This is a genomic window from Hydrogenophaga sp. 70-12, assembly GCF_001897365.1.
Taxonomy (GTDB): domain Bacteria; phylum Pseudomonadota; class Gammaproteobacteria; order Burkholderiales; family Burkholderiaceae_C; genus Hydrogenophaga; species Hydrogenophaga borbori.
The window spans coordinates 1-18560 of sequence record NZ_MKSS01000080.1 but is presented as its reverse complement, the minus strand read 5'-3'; the positions used below and the strand labels follow the sequence as shown (position 1 = coordinate 18560).

At 70.8% G+C, this 18560-nt stretch carries 18 protein-coding genes; 11 read left to right on the top strand and 7 right to left on the bottom strand.

The genetic code is table 11. The features are described from left to right. Positions 1–16: 16 nt before the first annotated feature. From ngg to BGO22_RS05295, 3 genes are all read right to left on the bottom strand, one after another. The gene (gene ngg, locus BGO22_RS05305; RefSeq protein WP_286849523.1) at positions 17–1747 is read right to left on the bottom strand and encodes an N-acetylglutaminylglutamine synthetase; all 1731 of its coding nucleotides are present in this window, start codon (positions 1745–1747) and stop codon (positions 17–19) included. 22 nt (positions 1748–1769) lie between these two features. Further along, positions 1770–3542, bottom strand: coding sequence for an N-acetylglutaminylglutamine amidotransferase (locus tag BGO22_RS05300; protein ID WP_286849522.1), 1773 nt, complete (start codon positions 3540–3542; stop codon positions 1770–1772). Between the two features lie 428 nt (positions 3543–3970). Next, positions 3971–4135, bottom strand: a complete 165-nt coding sequence (locus BGO22_RS05295) for a DUF1328 domain-containing protein (RefSeq protein ID WP_009515886.1) — start codon at positions 4133–4135, stop codon at positions 3971–3973. 249 nt (positions 4136–4384) lie between these two features. Here BGO22_RS05295 and BGO22_RS05290 point away from each other — a divergent pair, with 249 nt between their 5' ends. Next, the gene (locus BGO22_RS05290; protein ID WP_286849518.1) at positions 4385–5830 is read left to right on the top strand and encodes a phospholipase D-like domain-containing protein; all 1446 of its coding nucleotides are present in this window, start codon (positions 4385–4387) and stop codon (positions 5828–5830) included. Positions 5831–5845: 15 nt separating this feature from the next. Here BGO22_RS05290 and BGO22_RS05285 read toward each other — a convergent pair whose 3' ends face one another. Then, on the bottom strand, positions 5846–6478 hold the full coding sequence (locus tag BGO22_RS05285) for a response regulator (protein WP_286849517.1): 633 nt from the start codon (positions 6476–6478) through the stop codon (positions 5846–5848). Between the two features lie 242 nt (positions 6479–6720). Between BGO22_RS05285 and BGO22_RS05280 the strand changes: the two genes are divergently transcribed. From BGO22_RS05280 to BGO22_RS05255, 6 genes are all read left to right on the top strand, one after another. Further along, positions 6721–6966: a CsbD family protein gene (locus tag BGO22_RS05280; RefSeq protein WP_286849516.1), complete on the top strand. Its 246-nt coding sequence runs from the start codon at positions 6721–6723 to the stop codon at positions 6964–6966. 70 nt (positions 6967–7036) lie between these two features. After that, positions 7037–7474 (top strand): BON domain-containing protein, encoded by a 438-nt coding sequence (locus tag BGO22_RS05275; protein ID WP_204743268.1) that lies wholly within the window; start codon positions 7037–7039, stop codon positions 7472–7474. Positions 7475–7499: 25 nt separating this feature from the next. Beyond that, positions 7500–7820: a BON domain-containing protein gene (locus BGO22_RS05270; RefSeq protein WP_070399486.1), complete on the top strand. Its 321-nt coding sequence runs from the start codon at positions 7500–7502 to the stop codon at positions 7818–7820. Between the two features lie 167 nt (positions 7821–7987). After that, positions 7988–8413 carry a response regulator gene (locus tag BGO22_RS05265; RefSeq protein WP_070399485.1) on the top strand — a complete coding sequence of 142 codons (426 nt, stop codon included), beginning with the start codon at positions 7988–7990 and terminating at the stop codon, positions 8411–8413. 12 nt (positions 8414–8425) lie between these two features. Next, positions 8426–9844 (top strand): CHASE3 domain-containing protein, encoded by a 1419-nt coding sequence (locus tag BGO22_RS05260; RefSeq protein ID WP_286849514.1) that lies wholly within the window; start codon positions 8426–8428, stop codon positions 9842–9844. Beyond that, the gene (locus BGO22_RS05255) at positions 9841–11193 is read left to right on the top strand and encodes a sensor histidine kinase (protein WP_286849513.1); all 1353 of its coding nucleotides are present in this window, start codon (positions 9841–9843) and stop codon (positions 11191–11193) included. Before BGO22_RS05260 ends, BGO22_RS05255 begins: the two co-directional genes overlap by 4 nt. A gap of 33 nt (positions 11194–11226) precedes the next feature. On the opposite strand, the gene BGO22_RS05250 is transcribed toward BGO22_RS05255, so the two are convergent. Further along, positions 11227–11385 (bottom strand): hypothetical protein, encoded by a 159-nt coding sequence (locus BGO22_RS05250; protein ID WP_286849511.1) that lies wholly within the window; start codon positions 11383–11385, stop codon positions 11227–11229. Positions 11386–11621: 236 nt separating this feature from the next. Between BGO22_RS05250 and pyk the strand changes: the two genes are divergently transcribed. Then, positions 11622–13049 (top strand): pyruvate kinase, encoded by a 1428-nt coding sequence (pyk, locus tag BGO22_RS05245; RefSeq protein WP_070399482.1) that lies wholly within the window; start codon positions 11622–11624, stop codon positions 13047–13049. A gap of 16 nt (positions 13050–13065) precedes the next feature. On the opposite strand, the gene BGO22_RS05240 is transcribed toward pyk, so the two are convergent. Continuing rightward, positions 13066–13830: a DUF481 domain-containing protein gene (locus BGO22_RS05240; protein WP_286849509.1), complete on the bottom strand. Its 765-nt coding sequence runs from the start codon at positions 13828–13830 to the stop codon at positions 13066–13068. Positions 13831–13994: 164 nt separating this feature from the next. On the opposite strand from BGO22_RS05240, the gene fba reads away from it, so the two are divergent. After that, a complete protein-coding gene (fba, locus tag BGO22_RS05235; protein ID WP_070399480.1) occupies positions 13995–15059 on the top strand; it encodes a class II fructose-bisphosphate aldolase in 1065 nt (354 codons plus the stop codon). A 75-nt stretch (positions 15060–15134) separates the two neighbouring features. Here the strand turns inward: fba and BGO22_RS05230 are convergent, their stop codons facing one another. Next, entirely contained in the window at positions 15135–15962 is an 828-nt protein-coding gene (locus BGO22_RS05230) for an IclR family transcriptional regulator (RefSeq protein ID WP_286849508.1), read from the bottom strand. Between the two features lie 162 nt (positions 15963–16124). Between BGO22_RS05230 and BGO22_RS05225 the strand changes: the two genes are divergently transcribed. Together BGO22_RS05225 and BGO22_RS05220 are read left to right on the top strand one after the other, a co-directional pair. Next, positions 16125–17822 (top strand): long-chain fatty acid--CoA ligase, encoded by a 1698-nt coding sequence (locus tag BGO22_RS05225; RefSeq protein ID WP_286849506.1) that lies wholly within the window; start codon positions 16125–16127, stop codon positions 17820–17822. A 67-nt stretch (positions 17823–17889) separates the two neighbouring features. Then, positions 17890–18560: tripartite tricarboxylate transporter substrate binding protein (locus BGO22_RS05220; protein WP_286849505.1), on the top strand; the 671-nt coding region annotated here is incomplete at its 3' end.

Genomic DNA, 18560 nt, shown 5'->3' with positions numbered 1-18560 from the left:
GCGTCGTCGCTGGTGTTCATGGTGCGGTGGGCGCCGCCGCTGCGGTGCCAGGAAAGAGCAGGTCCACGAAGCGCTGCGCCGTGGGCTGGGGCTCGTGGTTGGCCAGGCCCGGGCGTTCGTTGGCCTCGATGACCACGTAGTCGGGGCCCTCCACCGAGGGCACCAGGAAGTCCAGGCCGGTGACCGGGATGTCGAGCACGCGGCTGGCGTGTTCGGCCGCCGTGCGCAGCGCGGGGTGCAGGCGGTCCGTCACGTCGTGGATGGTGCCGCCGGTGTGCAGGTTGGCGGTGCGCCGCACGGGCAGCGATTCGCCGAAGGGCAGCACGTCGCCCAGCGCACGGCCCTGGCCGGCCAGGCAGCGCCGGGTCTCGCCGTCCACGGGAATGCGCGACTCGCCGCCCGTGGCCGCCGAGCGGCGGCGGCTCTGCTTGTCGATGAGCTCGGCGATGGTGGACTGGCCGTCGCCCACCACGGTGGCGGGCTGGCGCACGGCGGCGGCCACCACCTGGTGGTTGATGACCACGATGCGCAGGTCCTGCCCTTCGCAGAACTGTTCCAGCAGCACGCCACCGCCGAAGTGGCTGGCGTGTTCGATCGCGGTCTCCACCTCGTCGATGGAGGTGAGGTTGACCGCGATGCCCTTGCCCTGCTCGCTGTCCACCGGCTTGACCACCACGGCCCCGTGCTGGCGCAGGAAGGCCTCGTTGTGCTCGCGGTCGCTGGCCGTGGCCTGGGCCGGCACCGCCAGTCCCGCGCGCGCCAGCAGGCGCGAGGTCACGCGCTTGTCGGCGCAGCGGCTCATGGCCACGGCGCTGGTGAGTTCGCTGAGCGACTCGCGGCAGGTGACGCCGCGCCCGCCGTGGGTGAGGCGGAAGTAGCCGTGCTCGGCGTCGATCACTTCGACGCGGATGCCGCGCCGCTGCGCCTCGTCCACGATGATGCGCGCGTAGGGATTGAGGCCGTCGCTGTCGCTGCCTTCGGTGAACAGGGACTCGTTGATGGCGTTGCGCCGCTTCACCGCGAACACGGGGATGTTCTGGAAGCCCAGCTTGCGGTAGAGCGCGATGGCCTGGGCGTTGTCGTGCAGCACCGACAGGTCCATGAAGGCCCGGCCGCGCGCGATGAAGAGCTCGGCCAGGTAGCGCGTGAGCGCTTCGCCGATGCCCGGGTGGCTGGCCTGCGGCGCCACGGCCAGGGCCCAGAGGCTGCTGCCGCCATTGGTGTCGCCGAAGGCCTCGCTGTGGTCCAGGCCCATGGCCACGCCCAGCACCTCGCCGCTCTGGCGGTCCTCGGCGAGCACGTAGACGGTGGCGCGGTCGCCGCGCTCGCCCCAGACGCGCGCCGGGTCCACCGGCACCATGCGGCGCGCGCGGTAGATGGCGTTGATGGCCGCGACGTCGGCGCGCGAGCGCAGGCGCCGGATGGTGAAGCCCTGGCGGCGCGCGCGCTGCGCCGCGTAGGTGTTGAGCGCCAGGCGGAAGGTCTCGGACGGGTCGACGAACAGCTGCTGCGGCGCATGCGAGACCACCACGTGCGGCTTGTCCAGGTAGAAGGCGATGTCGCGCTCGCCCGGCGTCTCCTGCAGCAGGGCCTGGGCGACGGCGGCCGGGTCGTCGAAGGTGTGACCGGCGATCAGGCGGCCCCAGCCGCAGTGCACGCTGGCGTCGCGCCGCTCGGCGGCCTGGTGGGGAATGGGCGAGCGCCCCAGGCGCAGGGCGCGCGGGGCGTGGTGGCGGACGGTGCTCATCTCGTGTGTCTCCTCTGGTGGGTCAGCGCAGGTGGGTCTGCAGCCACAGCTCCAGCAGGCCGAGCTGCCAGAGCTTGGAGCCGCGCAGCGGCGTGATGTGCTCACCCGGCGCGGCCAGCAGCGTCTGGACATAGCCCTCGCGGAACAGCCCGCGCTCGCGCGCGGCGCGGCTGTGCAGGGCGTCCTGCACCATGGCCAGCACGCGCCCCTGCAGGTGCTTGAGCGCGGGCACGGGGAAGTAGCCCTTGGGGCGGTCGATCACCTCGCGCGGCACGATGCGCCGCGCCACGGCCTTGAGCACGCCCTTGCCGCCATCGGCCAGCTTGTGGCGCGCGGGAATGCGCGCGGCCAGTTCCACCAGCTCGTGGTCCAGGAAGGGAACGCGCGCCTCCAGGCCGAAGGCCATGGTCATGTTGTCCACGCGCTTGACCGGGTCGTCCACCAGCATCACGGTGGTGTCCAGGCGCAGGGCCTGGTCCACCGGGTCGCTCGCGCCCGGCGCGCGCAGGCGCTCGGCGACGAAGGCGCGCGTGTGGTCCTCGCCCAGCCAGGGGTCCTGCAGCACGGCGCGCATCTCGGTGTGGTCGCGGTCGAAAAAGGCGGCCGCGTAGTCGTCCACCGGGCGCTGGCTGCCGTCCAGCTTGGGGTACCAGTGGTAGCCGCCGAACACCTCGTCGGCGCCCTGCCCGCTTTGCACCACCTTGCTGTGGCGCGCCACGGCCTCGCTGAGCAGGTAGAAGCCGATGCAGTCGTGGCTGACCATGGGCTCGCTCATGGCCTCGATGGCGGCGGGCAGGCGATCCAGCAGCTCGGACTCGGGCACGAACAGGCGCTCGTGCGTGGTGCCGAAGTGGCGCGCCACGGTGTCGGCGTACACGAACTCATTGCCGCACTCGCCGCCCACGTCCTCGAAGCCGACGTTGTAAGTGCGCAGGTCGCGCACGCCCTGCTCGGCCATCAGGCCCACGATGAGGCTGGAGTCCACGCCGCCCGACAGCAGCGCGCCCACGGGCACGTCGGCCACCAGGCGGCGCTTCACGGCCGTGCGCAGGCCGTCGAGCAGCAGCTCCTGCCAGTCGTCGAAGGAGCGCTGCTCGTCGCCGGCGTCGCGCTCGAAGGACAGGGACCAGTAGCACTCCTCGCGCTGCTGGCCGTCGGGGTCCACGTGCAGCAGCGTCCCGGGCGCCAGCTTGCGCACGCCACGCAGCAGGGTGCGCGGCGCCGGCACGATGGCGTGCAGCGACAGGTAGTGGTGCAGGCCGATGGCGTCGATGCCGGCGTCCACCCCGCCCCCGGCCAGCAGCGCCGGCAGCGTGGAGGCGAAGCGCAGGCCGCCCGGCACCGGCGCCAGGTACAGGGGCTTGATGCCCAGCCGGTCGCGCCCCAGCAGCAGCTTGCCGCTGTCGCGCTCCCACAGGGCGAAAGCGAACATGCCCTGCAGGCGCCGCACGAAGCCCGGCCCCCAGGCGTGGTAGGCCTTGATCAGCACCTCGGTGTCGCCGCTGGAATGAAAGCGGTAGCCGCGCGCGACCAGGTCCTCGCGCAGTTCATGGTGGTTGTAGATGGCGCCGTTGAAGACCACGCCCAGCCCCAACAGCGGATCGGTCATGGGCTGCTGCGCGGCGTCCGACAGGTCCATGATCTTGAGCCGCCGGTGGCCCAGGCCGAGGCGGTCGACGACCAGCAGGCCCTGGCCGTCGGGCCCGCGGGCGCTCTGTCGGTCGTTCATGCGCGCGATCGCGCCGGGGTCGACGGCCCGGCCGTCGAAACGTATCTCTCCTGCAAGTCCACACATGGCGGTGCTGCCCTCCTGTTCGGATGGCCGGTCGGCGCCAAGGCGGTGCTTCGGGAACGGCGGTCGGACCGGGCAGCGCCGGACAGAACCTGGAAACAGCGGGGAGAAGACGTCGATCGGCCGGTGCACGTCCGAGGCGGGCGGCCGGCGGAGCCGGCCATGCGGGAAGCGAATCGCCCAAGGGCGCCCGGCACCGCCGGGGCTCCCCCCACACCGTGGCACGGGGTGCACGCGGGTTGATGATGGGGTGGAACGGCTCATCATACTCAAATGAGCATGATGTTCAAGTCTTAATTGCGTTTTTTCATATTATGAAGGCCGACGCGCCCCCCCGGAGGAGCGCACCACGGATCGAGTGCCAAAAAAGAACCGGTTCTTGGAACCGGTTCAAACGCTGGAGACAATCGGTACCACTGTTCGATACGTCTCTACCGGCCCCGGAACAGGCCCAGCAGCATGGAGCCGAGCGCCAGCACGAGGAAGATGACGAAAAGGATCTTGGCGATGCCGGCCGCGCTGGCGGCGATGCCACCAAAACCCAGCACGGCAGCGATCAAGGCAATGACGAAGAAAACCACGGCGTAATGCAGCATGTCTGGCTCCTCTGCGAGGCCGCTGCCGCGACCCCGGCGTTGCATTCACAACGACCACCGTTGTGATGGCTTCACTCTAGGCATTCGCCGACCCGCGCGCTGCAAGTGCGCACCGCATCGACCTGTAGGACCCCACCGACGGACGGGCGCCGTGTCGGTGCCGTCCGACGCCGACCCGTCGCGCACGCCGACGGCGCCGCGCGGGGCCGCGCCGCACACTGCGGGCGACCCCACTGCGCCGCCAACACCATGCGCCACGAGGACCTCGACCCGCCCCGCCCCCTGCCCCCCGCCCGCTGGTGGTTCGCCTGGGCCTGGCTGTGCGCGCTCACGCTGTACCTGCTGGCGGGCTGCACCAGCCTGCCGCCGCGCGAGCCGCAGCAGGCCCAGGCCGGCGGCGGCCCCGGACTGGTCACCGTGCGCGGGGCCGACGGCGTGCTGTCGAAGGAAGAGAAACGCCAGACCCTGCGCGAGCTGAGCCAGGAAGGCCGCCACGAACTGCTGCGCCACCACCTGCGCACGCTCACGCAATCGGGCGACGCCGACCTGTACCGGGGCAACCGCACCCGGCTGCTGGTGGACGGCCCGGCCACCTTCGGCGCCATGAAGGCGGCGATCGCCCAGGCGCGCGGGCGCATCCTGCTGGAGAGCTACATCTTCGAGGACCAGGGCGTGGCCGCCGAGGTGGCCGATCTGCTGTTGCGCCGCGCCGCCGACGGCGTGAAGGTGGCGGTGATCTACGACGCGGTGGGCTCCATCACCACGCCGGTGGCGTTCTTCCAGCGGCTCAAGGACGGGGGTGTCGCCGTGTGCGAGTTCAACCCCATCAACCCGGTGCGCCGGCCCGGCTACTGGGGCATCACGCACCGCGACCACCGCAAGCTGCTGGTGGTGGACCAGCAGGTGGCGTTCACGGGGGGCATCAACATCAGCCGGGTGTACGGCTCGGGGTCGGCCTCGTGGCGCCGCTCGGCGCCCCCGGCCGGGGCCTCGCCCATCGACGATGGCTGGCGCGACACCCAGATCGAGCTGCGCGGCCCCGTGGTGCCGGCGCTGGCGAAGGTGTTCGAGACCACCTGGCGCGAGCAGGGCTGCCCGGGCGGGCTCGGCGAGCCGCCCGACAAGCCGCTCGCCGCCGAGCCCGGCGAACGCGTGGTGAAGGTCCTGGCCAGCGACCCGCGCGACGACGGCAACCGCATCTACACGGCGCTGGTCGCGGCGATCGACGCGGCGCAGGTGGAGGTGCACATCGCGATGGCCTACTTCGCGCCCGGCGAGGTGTTCGTGCAGGCGCTGTGCGACGCCGCGCGGCGCGGGGTGTCGGTGGAGCTGGTGCTGCCGGGCCGCAGCGACTCCTCCCTGGTGCTGCACGCAGGGAGGTCGTACTACACGCAGCTGCTGCAGGCCGGGGTGCGCATCTTCGAGATGGACCAGGCCGTGATGCACGCCAAGACGGCCGTGATCGACGGCGTGTTCTCCACGGTGGGCTCCAGCAACCTGGACTGGATCAGCTTCGTCGCCAACAACGAACTCAACGTGATCGTGCTGGGCGAGGAGTTCGGCGGCCAGATGAACGCGCTGTTCGAGCGCGACCGCCAGGCCTCACGCGCCGTGACGCTGGAGGCCTGGGAGCGGCGCGGCCTGGGCGGGCGGCTGATGGAGGGCGTGGGGCGGCTGCTGGAACGCTGGCTGTGAGCCGGCGGCGGCCGCCTACTGGATCAGGCCGTTCTTCAGCGCGTAGTACGTGAGCTCGCTGTTGCTGGCGAGCTTGAGCTTCTCCAGCACACGCGTGCGGTAGGTGCTCACGGTCTTGACGCTCAGGAACATGGACTCGGCCATGCTGCCCACGGTCTCGCCTTTGGCCAGGCGCAGGAAGACCTGCAGCTCGCGCTCGGACAGCAGCTCGTGCGGCAGGCGATCGGCGTCGCCGACCGCGTTGTCGGCCAGCAGCTCGGCCACCGAGGGGCTGATGTAGCGCCGCCCGCGCGCCACCAGGCGGATGGCGTTGACGATCTCCTCCGGCTCGCATTCTTTGTTGAGGTAGCCGCTGGCGCCGTAGCGCAGCAGCGTGGTGGCGTACTGCGCCTCGGGAAAGCCGCTGAGGATGAGCACCGGCAGATCGGGAAAGCGCGCCTTGATGGCCTGCAGCGCGTCCACGCCGCTGTGGTCGGGCATGGAGATGTCCATCAGCAGGACGTCCACCTCGCCGCCGCGCGCCAGCTCCAGGGCCTCGCGGCCGTTGTTCGCCTCGCCCGTCACTTTCAGGTCCACGTGTTCGCCGAGGAACTGCCGCAAGCCGGAGCGCACGATGGCGTGGTCGTCGACGATGCCTACCTTGATCATGTGTCTTTCATGGATGAAGCGGAGCGCTGCAATTTAGCAGGCCCGCCGCGCGCCCGGGGTCGGACGCTTCCTACACGCGGGGTCCGCGCATCGGCGCCGTCCTACAGCCGCTCGGCGATCCGCCCGACAGCGCGCGCGGCCCCGGCTTCCTACAGTGGCTTCACGGCTGGCGCAGCGCGCAACGGCCGACGCCATCCCCCCGGATGGCGCTACGCAACCCGCAACCCTCAAGGAGCCAACACATGAACTGGGATCGCATCGAAGGCAACTGGAAACAGGTCAAGGGCAAGATGCTCGAACAGTGGGGCAAGCTCACCGACGACGACCTCGACGTCGTCGCCGGCCGCCGCGAACAGCTCGCCGGCAAGATCCAGGAGCGCTATGGCTGCGCCAAGGACGAGGCCGAGCGCCAGGTGGCCGCGTGGGAGCGCACCGTGAGCGACGACTGGTTCGATCCCCCCGGCAGCGGCTCGCGCCGCCCGCACTGAGCGGCCGCCAGCCCCTACCCCATTCACCCTCCCGGCCGGCCTTCGGCGCCGGCCCCCGAAAGGAATCACCATGAAACCCAGCACCCGCTACACCGCCCTTGCCGCCGCCGCCCTCGCCTCCCTGGCGCTGGTGGCCTGCGGAGAACGTGAAGACGCCACCGTCGGCCAACGCATGGACAGCGCCGTGAACGAAGTCCAGCAAGCCGGCCGCGAGATGCGCGATGACGCCCGCCAGGCGGGCCAGGACATGCAGGCGGCCGGCAAGGAAGCCACCGACACCATCGCCCGCGATGCCTCCGACGCCGCCATCACCGCCAAGGTGAACGCCGCGCTGGCCGCCGACGATCAGCTGAGCGCGCTCGCGATCGACGTCGACACCACCAACGGGCAGGTCGAACTGAAAGGCACGGCGCCCACCGCCGCGGCCCGCGACCGCGCCACCACGCTGGCCCAGGCCGTACAGGGCGTGGTGAAGGTCGAGAACCGCCTGACCGTCCAGGCCAGCTGATCACCCACCCCACCAGGAGATGTCCATGATTGCCACCCGACTCACCACCGCCGTGTTCGCCGCCGCGGCCGGCCTGGCGCTGATCCAGGTCAGCGGCTGCTCGGTCGCGCGCGACCAGCAGACCGTGGGCGCCTACATCGACGACGCCACCATCACCACCCGCGTGAAGGCGCGTTTCGCCGAGGACCCGGCGGTGAGCGCGATGTCGCTCAACGTCGAGACCCTGAACGGCACGGTACAGCTCTCGGGCTTCGCCAAGTCCGAGGCCGAGCGCAGCGCCGCGGCCCGCCTGGCCGGCAACACGCCGGGGGTGAAGTCGGTGCGCAACGACATCGTGGTGCGCTGAGCGGGGCGCGCCCCGGCGCCTCCCCGCCGGCCCCTGTAGGAAACGTCCTACAACACCATCAGCGGACAGGAAGCCCGGGGGGCGCGCGAACACGGCATCATGGCCGTGCCCTCGCGCCCGCTCCCTTTTCGCCGGACCTTCGCCCGCCCAACGTTTCCGCCTGCCCCGTGTCACCGCTTCGCACTTTCATCGTCGAGGACAACAAGGTCATCTACGACAACCTGGTGTCCACCCTCCAGGAACTGGCCAATGTCGAGGTCGTGGGCCATGCCCGCAACGAGACGGAGGCGGTGAACTGGCTCACCGGGGCCGGCGGCACGGGTGAGACCGAAGGCGATCGCTTCGACCTCATGATCGTGGACATCTTCCTGCTCACCGGCTCCGGCCTGGGCGTGCTCAAGGCCGCGCAAGACGCCGGCCTGCCCGGGCGGCGGGTGGTGCTCACCAACTACGCCACGCCCGACATCCGCAAGCGCTGCGCCCAGCTCGGGGCCGATCGCGTGTTCGACAAGTCCTGCGAGCTCGAGGACTTGATCAGCTACTGCGAGCGCATCTCCGACGGCACCGCCACCGCCCCGGGCGACCTGCACTGAGGCGCGGCGGTCATGCCGACCCCCCGCCCCCGCCCTTGGCGCCGCGCCCACTGGCGCGCCGCCCGGTGGCACATGCCGCTGAGCGTGGCCCTGGCCGTGCTGCTGGCCGTGGGCGTGTTCGCCGGCGCCGAATGGACCTACCAGCGCGCGCTCGACTCCCTGGTCAACCTGGGCGGGCGCGACACCGCGCGCAACGCCCTGCAAACCGTGATGCGCCGCCTGCTCGACATCGAGTCCGCGCAACGGGGCTACCTGCTCACCGGCCGCGCCGCGTACCTGCAGCCCTACCAGGCCGCGCGCGCCGACCTCGGCAACGCCATCGGCCGCCTGCATGAGCACTACCGCACCGACCCCGAGCTTGCGCGGCTGGTGGACACGCTGGAGGAAAAGTCGCTGCAGAAGGTGTCCGAGGCGGCCGAAACCATCGCCCTGTACGACGCCGGCTCGCACGCCGCCTGGCAGGGGTTGGTGCTCACGGACATCGGGCGCGAGAAGATGGAGGCGGTGCGCCGCGTGGCCGACGTGCTGCTGGCCACCGAAGAGCGCCGCATCGCGGGCGAGCGCGCCGCCATCTACCGCACGCTGGAGGTGGGCCGCCTCAGCGTGCACGGCCTGGCGCTGCTGAGCCTGCTGGCCTACATCTTCTTCCTGCGCAACAACGCGGCCCTGCAGGCCAGCCAGGTGACGCACGCGGCCCAGCTGCGGGCGGAGCGCGACGCCTTCGAGCAGCAGGTGCGCCAGCGCACCGAGGAGCTGGCCCTGCTCAACCTGGGCCTGCAGGAGCTGCGCGAGGGCGAACGCGGCGGCCTGGCGCGCGCCTTGCACGATGACCTGGGCGCGCTGCTCACCACGGCCAAGCTCGACCTGACCCGCCTGCGCCACGCCCTGTCCGCGCCCAGCGCCGACGTGAGCGCGCGCCTGCAGCACCTGAGCGCCACGCTCGACCAGGGCATCGAAACCAAGCGGCGCCTGATGGAAGGCCTGATGCCCTCGGCGCTGCAGAACCTGGGCCTGCAGGCCGCGCTGGAGCAGCGCGCGGACGAGCTGCACCAGCGCACCGGTGTGGCGGTCGAACGCGATCTGCAGCCGCTGGAGCTCGACGCCTCGACGCGGCAGGCGCTGTTCGCCGTGGCCCAGGGCGCGCTGTCCAACGTGGAGCGCCACGCCGGCGCCAGCCGGGTGGTGCTGCGCCTGAGCGGCGAGGATGGCGCCATCGCGCTGTCCGTGGCCGACAATGGGCGCGGTTTCGCCGAGCGCGGCGGCTCCACCTCGGCCCTGGGCCTGCGCAACCTGCGCCACCGCATCGAGTCGCTGGGCGGCACCTTCACCGTGCGCAGCGCACCGGGCGACGGCACACACGTCGAGGTCCGATTGCCCGGGCGCGAACGCCCCACCGAGCCCACCGCCTTGCCCGAGGACCCACCCGCATGATCAAGTCGTCGATCGAACGCGTCGCCCGCACCCGCTGGGTCATGCCGCTCATCGTGGCCCTGGCCATCGTGGTCATGGCCATCAACGAGAGCAGCTACCAGCACTCGAACAACACGCTGCGACAGGGCATCGCCCTCACCGACGCCCGCATGCAGGCCGCGCGCACGCTGCAGGCGCTCACCGACGCCGAGACCGCGGCGCGCGCCTTCATCGCCAGCGGCAACGAAGGCGACCTGGCCAACTACCGCACGGCCATGCGGGACATGGCCGTCGCTCGGCCCGGCGCCTTCGAATGGCTGATCGCGCTCGACCCGCAACGCAAGGCCTCGATCGACAAGGTGCGCGAGCGCGTGGTGGAGCGCAACGCGATGCTGGCGCTGTGGGTGGAGATGACCGAGAAGGGCCAGAACACGCAGGCCCAGGTGCTGGCCAGCGGCGACCATGGCCGCCAGCTCTACGCCGACCTGCGCCAGGAGTTCGATGGCGTGCTGGAGCGCGCTGGCGCGGTGCAGGCCCGCGCGCGCATCTCGCTGCACGACGCCCTGCTCGTCAACCGCGTGGCGCTGCATGGGCTGGTGCTGGTCTCGCTGCTGGCGCTGAGCCTGTTCATGCGACAGATCCGCGAGTCCGACCAGCGCAAGGCCGAGGAGAACGAGCGCCTGGCCAAGCAGGTCGCCGTGCGCACCAGCGCGCTGCGCCACCTGGCCGGCCACCACGTGAACGCGCGCGAGGACGAGCGCGGGCGCGTGGCGCGCGAGCTGCACGACGAAATGGGCGGCCTGCTCACGGCGATGAAGCTGGAGCTGGCGCGCCTGCGCCGCGTGCCCGACCTGCCCGAGACGGCGAAAGAGCGTCTGGCCGGCCTCGAGCAACGCGTCAACGAGAGCATCGCGGTCAAGCGGCGCATCATCGAGCACCTGCGCCCGTCCTCGCTCGACCAGCTGGGCCTGATCCCCGCGCTGGAGATGCTGTGCCAGGAGGCCGCCGGCCGGCTGGGCATCCCCGTGCACACCGAGTTCTCGCCGGTGACGCTCTGCAAGGACACCGAGCTCACGGCCTACCGGCTGGTGCAGGAGTCGCTCACCAACGTGCAGAAGTACGCCCAGGCGCGCGAGGTGTGGGTGAGGCTCGCGCAGAGCGGCGACGCCGTGCACCTCTCGGTGCGCGACGACGGGCGCGGCTTCGACATCGAGGACGTGCCCGCCGGCCACCACGGCCTGCTGGGCATGAACGTGCGCGTGGAGTCTCACGCGGGGCAGCTGCGCATCACCAGCGCCCCGGGCCAGGGCACCCTGATCGAGGCTCGGTTGCCGGCGGCGCCCGCGACCGAGCCGGCGGTATCGGCGTGAAGCGGCGCCGCGCCGCCGGTTCGAAGGGAAGCGTCAGCGCCAGTTGAGCGCGCTGGCCGCCGCGGTGCCGAGTTCGGCCACCGCTTTCACGAAATGGCGCTCCCCATCGGACGGCGGGTGCGCCAGGCTGGCCGCCACCGCGATGACGACGGTACCGAGGTAGGCCAGGATGGCAAGGGCGGCGTGGCGCATGGGTCCTCCTTGGGTGTCGGGGGTGGCGCGCGGCGCCCCCCGATCGATCGCCAGAACCACTGTAGGGACGCCGCGGCCCACGCCGCGCAGGACGGCGGCGGTTCGGCGTGTCGGCACCGTCCTACAGGGAACGCCCGGCCGTTCCGCGCTTGTAACCACGCGGAAATTTCTTCAGGGATAATGAAACCAAATTACATGTCCGCCGGTGTCCCGGCCCTTTCAGGAGACTGCACCCCATGGCTACGCGCGCCACCAAGATCGTTGCCACCCTCGGCCCTGCCTCCAGCGATCCGGCCCTGCTCGAGGCCATGATCCGCGCCGGCGTCAACGTGGTGCGGCTGAACTTCTCGCACGGCAAGGCGCAGGACCACATCGACCGCGCCGCGCTGGTGCGCGAGGCCGCGCAGCGCGCCGGCCGCGAGGTGGGCATCATGGCCGACCTGCAGGGCCCCAAGATCCGCGTCGGCAAGTTCGCCCAGGGCAAGGTGCAGCTGGTGCCGGGCGAGAAGTTCGTGCTGGACGCCGAGCGCACCGAACCCGGCGACGAACAGGGCGTGGGCCTGGACTACAAGGAGCTGCCGCGCGACGTGAAGCCCGGCGACACCCTGCTGCTCAACGACGGCCTGATCGTGCTCACCGTCAACGCCGTGCAGGGCCCGGCCGTGCACACCACCGTCAAGCTCGGCGGCGAGCTGTCCAACAACAAGGGCATCAACAAGCAGGGCGGCGGCCTCACCGCTCCCGCGCTCACCGCCAAGGACATGGACGACATCAAGACCGCCATGGGCCTGAAGGCCGACTACGTGGCGGTGAGCTTTCCCAAGAACGCCACCGATATGGAGCTGGCGCGCCAGCTCTGCGCGGTGGCCGGCGGCGGCCACAAGCCGGGCCTGATCGCCAAGATCGAGCGTGCCGAGGCCATCCCCGAACTCGCCAACATCCTCAAGGCCTCGGACGGCATCATGGTCGCGCGCGGCGACCTGGCGGTGGAGGTGGGCAACGCCGCCGTGCCGGCGCTGCAGAAGCACATGATCCGGCTGGCGCGCGAGATGGACAAGGTTGTCATCACCGCCACGCAGATGATGGAAAGCATGATCGTCAACCCCGTGCCCACGCGCGCCGAGGTGAGCGACGTGGCCAACGCCGTGCTCGACGGCACCGACGCGGTGATGCTCAGCGCCGAGACCGCCGCCGGCAAGTTCCCGCTGGAGACCGTGCAGGAGATGGCCGCCATCTGCCTGGAGGCCGAGAAGGCCGACCTGCACGAGCTCGGCGCCGATTTCCAGGGCAAGACCTTCACGCGCATCGACCACAGCATCGCCATGGGCGCGCTGTTCACCGCGCACCACCTGGGCGCCAAGGCCATCGTGGCGCTCACCGACTCGGGCTCCACCGCGCTGTGGATGAGCCGGCACATCGTGCGCACCCCCATCTACGCGATGACCCCCAACCTCACCACCCAGCGGCGCATGACGCTCTACCGCAACGTGCGCCCGCTGCTGATGGAAACCAACGTGGACCGCGACAACGCCCTGGCCGACGCCGAGGCGCACCTGAAGAAGCGCGGCATCGTGCAGGCCGGCGACGTCTACGCGATCACCGTGGGCGAGCCCATGGGCCAGCCCGGCGGCACGAACACGCTGAAGATCTGCCGCGCGGGCTGAGCCCGAGCCCCGGCGCTCAGTCGAACCGCATCGACACGCCGGTCACGAACATGGTGTCGGCTTTCTTGAGGTTGGTGCCGGGGTCGCTGTCGTAGCGGTGGTTCAGGCCCGCGGTCAGGTTCACGCGCTGCGTCATCGCCACCGTCAGGCCCAGGTCCAGCACGGCGCGGAACTTGCCCGAATCGCGCAGGTCCGGAAAGACCGAGAACTTCTGGCGGAAGCTGGTGGTGTCGGTGAGCTTGTGGCTGGACTCCTCCGACAGCACCAGCTCCAGGCGGCCGTAGGACCCCCGCAATTCGTCGGCGATCACGGTGGGCGTGATGTAGCGGTCGTAGCTGTAGCCCAGGCCGCCCGAGATGTCGAAGAAGCCGGAGGCGTCGCTCCAGATGTGGCGGCCCACACCCGTGGCCAGCGAGTAGCGCCCCGAGATGTTCGCCAGCCGGTCGCGCATCAGCTCGCCCGAGCCGAAGCCGAACCAGTCGATGGAGAAGTCGCGGTTGTACTGGGTGCGCAGGCCATAGCGCTCCACGGTGTCCACGCCGTTGCTGCGGGCGCGGTCGGCCTTGGCGTCCCAGGTCCACTTGTCCATGCTGGTCTGGCGCGCGCCCTCGGCGGCCAGGTTCAAGGTCGCGGCGTCGTTGTTGCCGGAGGAGAAGTTGGCGCCCGCGCTCAGCAGGTAGCGCCACTGGCCGTCGGGTTTGAGCGTGACCTGGGCCTGAGTGAGCGCCGGCGCCAGCAGGGCGGCGGACGTCAGCGTCGCGATCAGGGGGCGGCGTGCCATGGCGGTTCCTTTCTTCTGCAAAAGCCTGAACGTGTGGCTTTGCACGCCCACAGTTCCCCATGGGGTTGTGACCATTGGTGACGACACGGCCCGGCAGGACCCGAAAGCTAGAATGGCGGGTTACACCACGGTTACCAACGATTCAACGGATAAAGGGGAATCCCATGGCGCTCGTTTCCATGCGCGAACTGCTCGACCACGCCGCCGCCAACAGCTACGGCATCCCGGCGTTCAACGTGAACAACCTCGAACAGGTGCAGGCCGTGATGGCGGCCGCCGACGAAGTGGGCGCTCCCGTCATCCTTCAGGCCAGCGCCGGCGCACGCAAGTACGCGGGCGAGCCCTTCATCAAGCACCTGATCCAGGCCGCGATCGAGATGTACCCGCACATCCCCCTGGTCATGCACCAGGACCACGGCCAGAGCCCCGACGTCTGCCAGGGCGCCATCAACCTGGGCTTCTCCTCCGTGATGATGGACGGCAGCCTGGAGGCCGATGGCAAGACCATCGCGAGCTACGACTACAACGTGGACGTGACCCGCAAGGTCGTCGACATGGCCCACAAGCTGGGCGTCACCGTCGAAGGCGAGCTGGGCTGCCTGGGCAGCCTGGAGACCATGAAGGGCGACAAGGAAGACGGCCACGGCACCGACGCCACCATGACGCGCGAGCAACTGCTGACCGACCCCGAGCAGGCCGCCGATTTCGTCAAGAAGACCCAGCTCGATGCCCTGGCCATCGCCATCGGCACCAGCCACGGCGCCTACAAGTTCACGCGCAAGCCCACGGGCGACATCCTGGCCATCGAGCGCATCAAGGAAATCCACCGCCGCCTGCCCAACACGCACCTGGTGATGCACGGCTCGTCCAGCGTGCCGCAGGAGCTGCTGGCCCAGATCAACCAGTACGGCGGCAAGATGAAGGAAACCTACGGCGTGCCGGTCGAGGAAATCCAGAAGGCCATCCAGTTCGGCGTGCGCAAGATCAACATCGACACCGACATCCGTCTGGCCATGACCGGCGCGGTGCGCAAGTTCCTGGCCGAGAACCCCGACAAGTTCGACGCCCGCGAATGGCTCAAGCCCGCGCGCGAGGCCGCCAAGCAAGTCTGCAAGCAGCGCTACATCGAATTCGGCTGCGAAGGCCAGGCCGGCAAGATCAAGGGCGACAGCCTGCAGGTGGTGGCCGCCAGGTACGCGAAGGGCGAACTGGCCCAGGTCGTGAACTGATCCCCCAACGCGCCCGAGGCGCTGACGCCACCGCTCGGCACCGCCGTCGGTGGCGTTTTTCTTGGGCGCGGCGGATCAGTCTTCCCAGTCCCCCGCCTGGATCGCCGCCACGATCTCGCGTCCCGTGCGCACCAGCGCCGGCGCGAAGTGCTCGTGCAGCAGCGCGCCCTTCAGGCGCGCGGCCGGCCCGCCCACGGTGAGCGACAAGGGCTCGCGACCATCGCCCAGGTCCACGCCGACGCCGATGGCGGCGATGTCCTGCTCCCACTCCGAGGCCGAGACCACGTAGCCGCGCGCCGCGTGATCGGCCTCGGCGCGGCGCAGGCCGGCCTCCCGCTCGGGCCAGCGCGCCGGGTCCTCGGCCCGCAGCCGTTGCGCGACGAGCGAGCGCATGCCCGGCGCCGAGGCGCACCACATCGCGCGGCCCATGGCCGTCTCGGCAAAGGGCAGGCGCGTGCCCACGTCCAGCCCCAGGATGAGGCGCGCCGTGCTGCGGCAATGCGCCACGTAGACCACCGAGGTGCCGTGCCGCACGCCCAGCGAGATGGCGGCCTGCGTGTCCTCGGCCAACGTTTCCATGAAGGGCCGCGCCAGGCGCCCGATCTCGAAATTGGAGAGCACGCTGAAGCCCAGCGACAGCACCGCCGGGCTCAGCGCGTACTCGCCGGTGGCGGCGCGGTGGCGCAGATAGCCCAGGCTGGTGAGCGTGAACGTGAGGCGCGACACCGTGGCCTGCGGCAGGCCGCTGCGGCGCGCGAGCGCCTGGTGCGCGAGCCAGCGGTCGGCCGGGCCGAAGCAGCGCAGCAAGGTCAGGCCGCGCGCGAGCGCGGAGACGAAGCGCCGGTCTTGCGAGGGATCGGCCTCGTCGGGTGTGGGCGAAAGGGGGTGGCGCTGGCGTCCCATGGATCGGTGGCTTTCGTCTTATTCCGCTGATCGGAATTTAAGGCCCATCACCCCCGAACAGGGGGGCTCGATTTCCCTGAATCGCATTGACGCCCCGGTGGACCGCGCCGCATATTGATCGCACACGGATTGTTTTTCCGATCAGCGGAATATCAAAGCTGCATGCGCCCGCTCGCCGATCACTGGCCGCCCGGTCTGCCGCGCCCGCTCGCGGCGCCGGAGGCCAACGTCTTCCACAACCTGGAGGCCTCGGCCGCGCGCCACCCGCACAAGCCCTTCACCGTCTACTACGACACGCCGCTGAGCTACGGGCAGGCCCTGCGCGAAGCCGAGCGCATCGCCGCCTTCCTGGAGCAGCGCTGCGGCGTGCGGCCCGGCGACCGCGTGCTGCTGTGCCTGCAGAACAGCCCGCAGTGGGCGCTGGCCTTCTACGGCATCCTGCGCGCCAACGCGGTGGTGGTGCCGGTGAACCCCATGAACCGCGTGGAGGAGCTGCGCCACTGCGTGAACGACAGCGGCGCGCGCGTGGCCATCGCCGCGCAGGACCTGCTGCCGCAACTGCGCCCCCTGCTGGCGGACGGCGCCAGCGCCGACGACACCGGCCTGCAGCACGTCCTCGTCGCCACCTACAGCGACCACCTGCGCGAGCCCACCGAACTGCGCGTGCCCGACTTCGTGCGCGCGCCGCGCGAGCCGCTGGGCGACCATCCTGCCCTCGCCGCCTGGGCCGACGCGCTGGCGGCCGGGCTCACGCCGGGCCCGCTCACCGCCGGCCCCGACGATCTCTGCGCCATGCCCTACACCTCGGGCACCACCGGCCTGCCCAAGGGCTGCATGCACACCCACCGCAGCGTGATGGCCACGCTGGTGGGCGGCGTGCGCTGGTTCGGCACCACGCCCGACGCGGTCTGCCTCGCGGTGCTGCCCTTCTTCCACGTCACCGGCCTGTCGGGCAGCCTCAACGGGCCGCTGTACGCGGGCGCCACGCTGGTGGTGCTCTCGCGCTGGGACCGCGAGGCCGCCGCGCACTGCATGCAGCGCTACGGCGTCACGGTGTGGCAGGCCATCGCCACCATGGTGATCGATTTCCTTGCCCAGCCGGACCTGGAGCGCGTCGACCTCTCCCGCCTGGGCTGCGTGCGCGGCGGCGGCGCGGCCATGCCCGACGCCCTGGCCGCACGGCTCAAGGCCCTCACCGGCCGCGACTACATCGAGGGCTACGGGATGACGGAGGCCATGGGCGCCACCCACATCAACCCGCCGCACCGGCCCAAGCCGCAGTGCCTGGGCCTGCCGGTGTTCGAGGTGGACGCCCGCGTGATCGACCCCGAGACCGGGGCCGAGCGGCCCGTGGGCGAGACCGGCGAAATCGTGCTGCGCGGCCCGCAGGTGATGCAGGGCTACTGGCGCCAGCCGCAGGCCACGGCGCAGGCCTTCATCGAGATCGGCGGCCAGCGCTTCCTGCGCACCGGCGACCTGGGTCACGTCGACGAAGAGGGCTACTTCTTCATGACCGACCGCCTCAAACGCATGATCAACGCCAGCGGCTACAAGGTCTGGCCCGCCGAGGTGGAGGCGCTGATGTACCACCACCCCGCCATCCAGGAGGCCTGCGTGATCGCCGCGCGCGATGCGCGGCGCGGCGAGACGGTCAAGGCCCTGGTGGTGCTGCGCCCCGGACAGCGCGGCCGCGTGAGCGAGCAGGACCTGATCGACTGGGCGCGCGGCCGCATGGCCGCCTACAAGAGCCCGCGCATCGTCGAATTCGTGGCCTCGCTGCCCCGCTCGGGCAGCGGCAAGGTGATGTGGCGCGAACTGCAGGAGCAGCAGGCCGCGCGCGACGCCGCCGCGCCCCCGTGATCCCCCGCGCCGTGCGCTGCGCGGCACCCATCGCCATCCGGCAAACCACCCGCAAGGAGACAAGACGATGACCCGCCCGACAGAACACGCCCCGACCCTGCGCCGCCGCAGCCTGCTGCTGGCCGGCGTGGCCGCCAGCGCCGGCGCCGCCCCCTGGGTCGCGGCCCAGGCGCAGGCCTACCCCAGCCGTCCCATCACGCTCATCATTCCCTGGCCGGCCGGCGGCTCCACCGACCGCCACCTGCGCACCCTGGCCGAACTCGCCAGCAAGCACCTGGGCCAGGCCATCACCGTGGAAAACCGCCCCGGCGCCGGCGGCACCCTGGGCCCCAGCACCATGGCGCAGACCGCCAAGCCCGACGGCTACACCATCGCCCAGTTCCCGCTGGGCCTGCTGCGCATGCCGCACATGCAGAAAACCAGCTGGGACCCGCTGAACGACTTCACCTACATCATCGGCGTCTCGGGCTACACCTTCGGCCTCACCGTCAAGGCCGACTCGCCCTACAAGACCTTCAAGGACTACATCGAGGCCGCGCGCCAGCGCCCGGGCGAGATCAACTACGGCTCCACCGGCACCGGCAGCAGCCCGCACCTGCTGATGGAAGAGCTGGCCGGCAACGCCAAGGTCAAGCTGGTGCACGTGCCCTTCAAGGGCAACGCCGACCTGCAGGCCGCCCTGCTCGGCGGCCACGTGATGGCCCAGAGCGACGCCAGCGGCTGGGACAAGTACGTCGA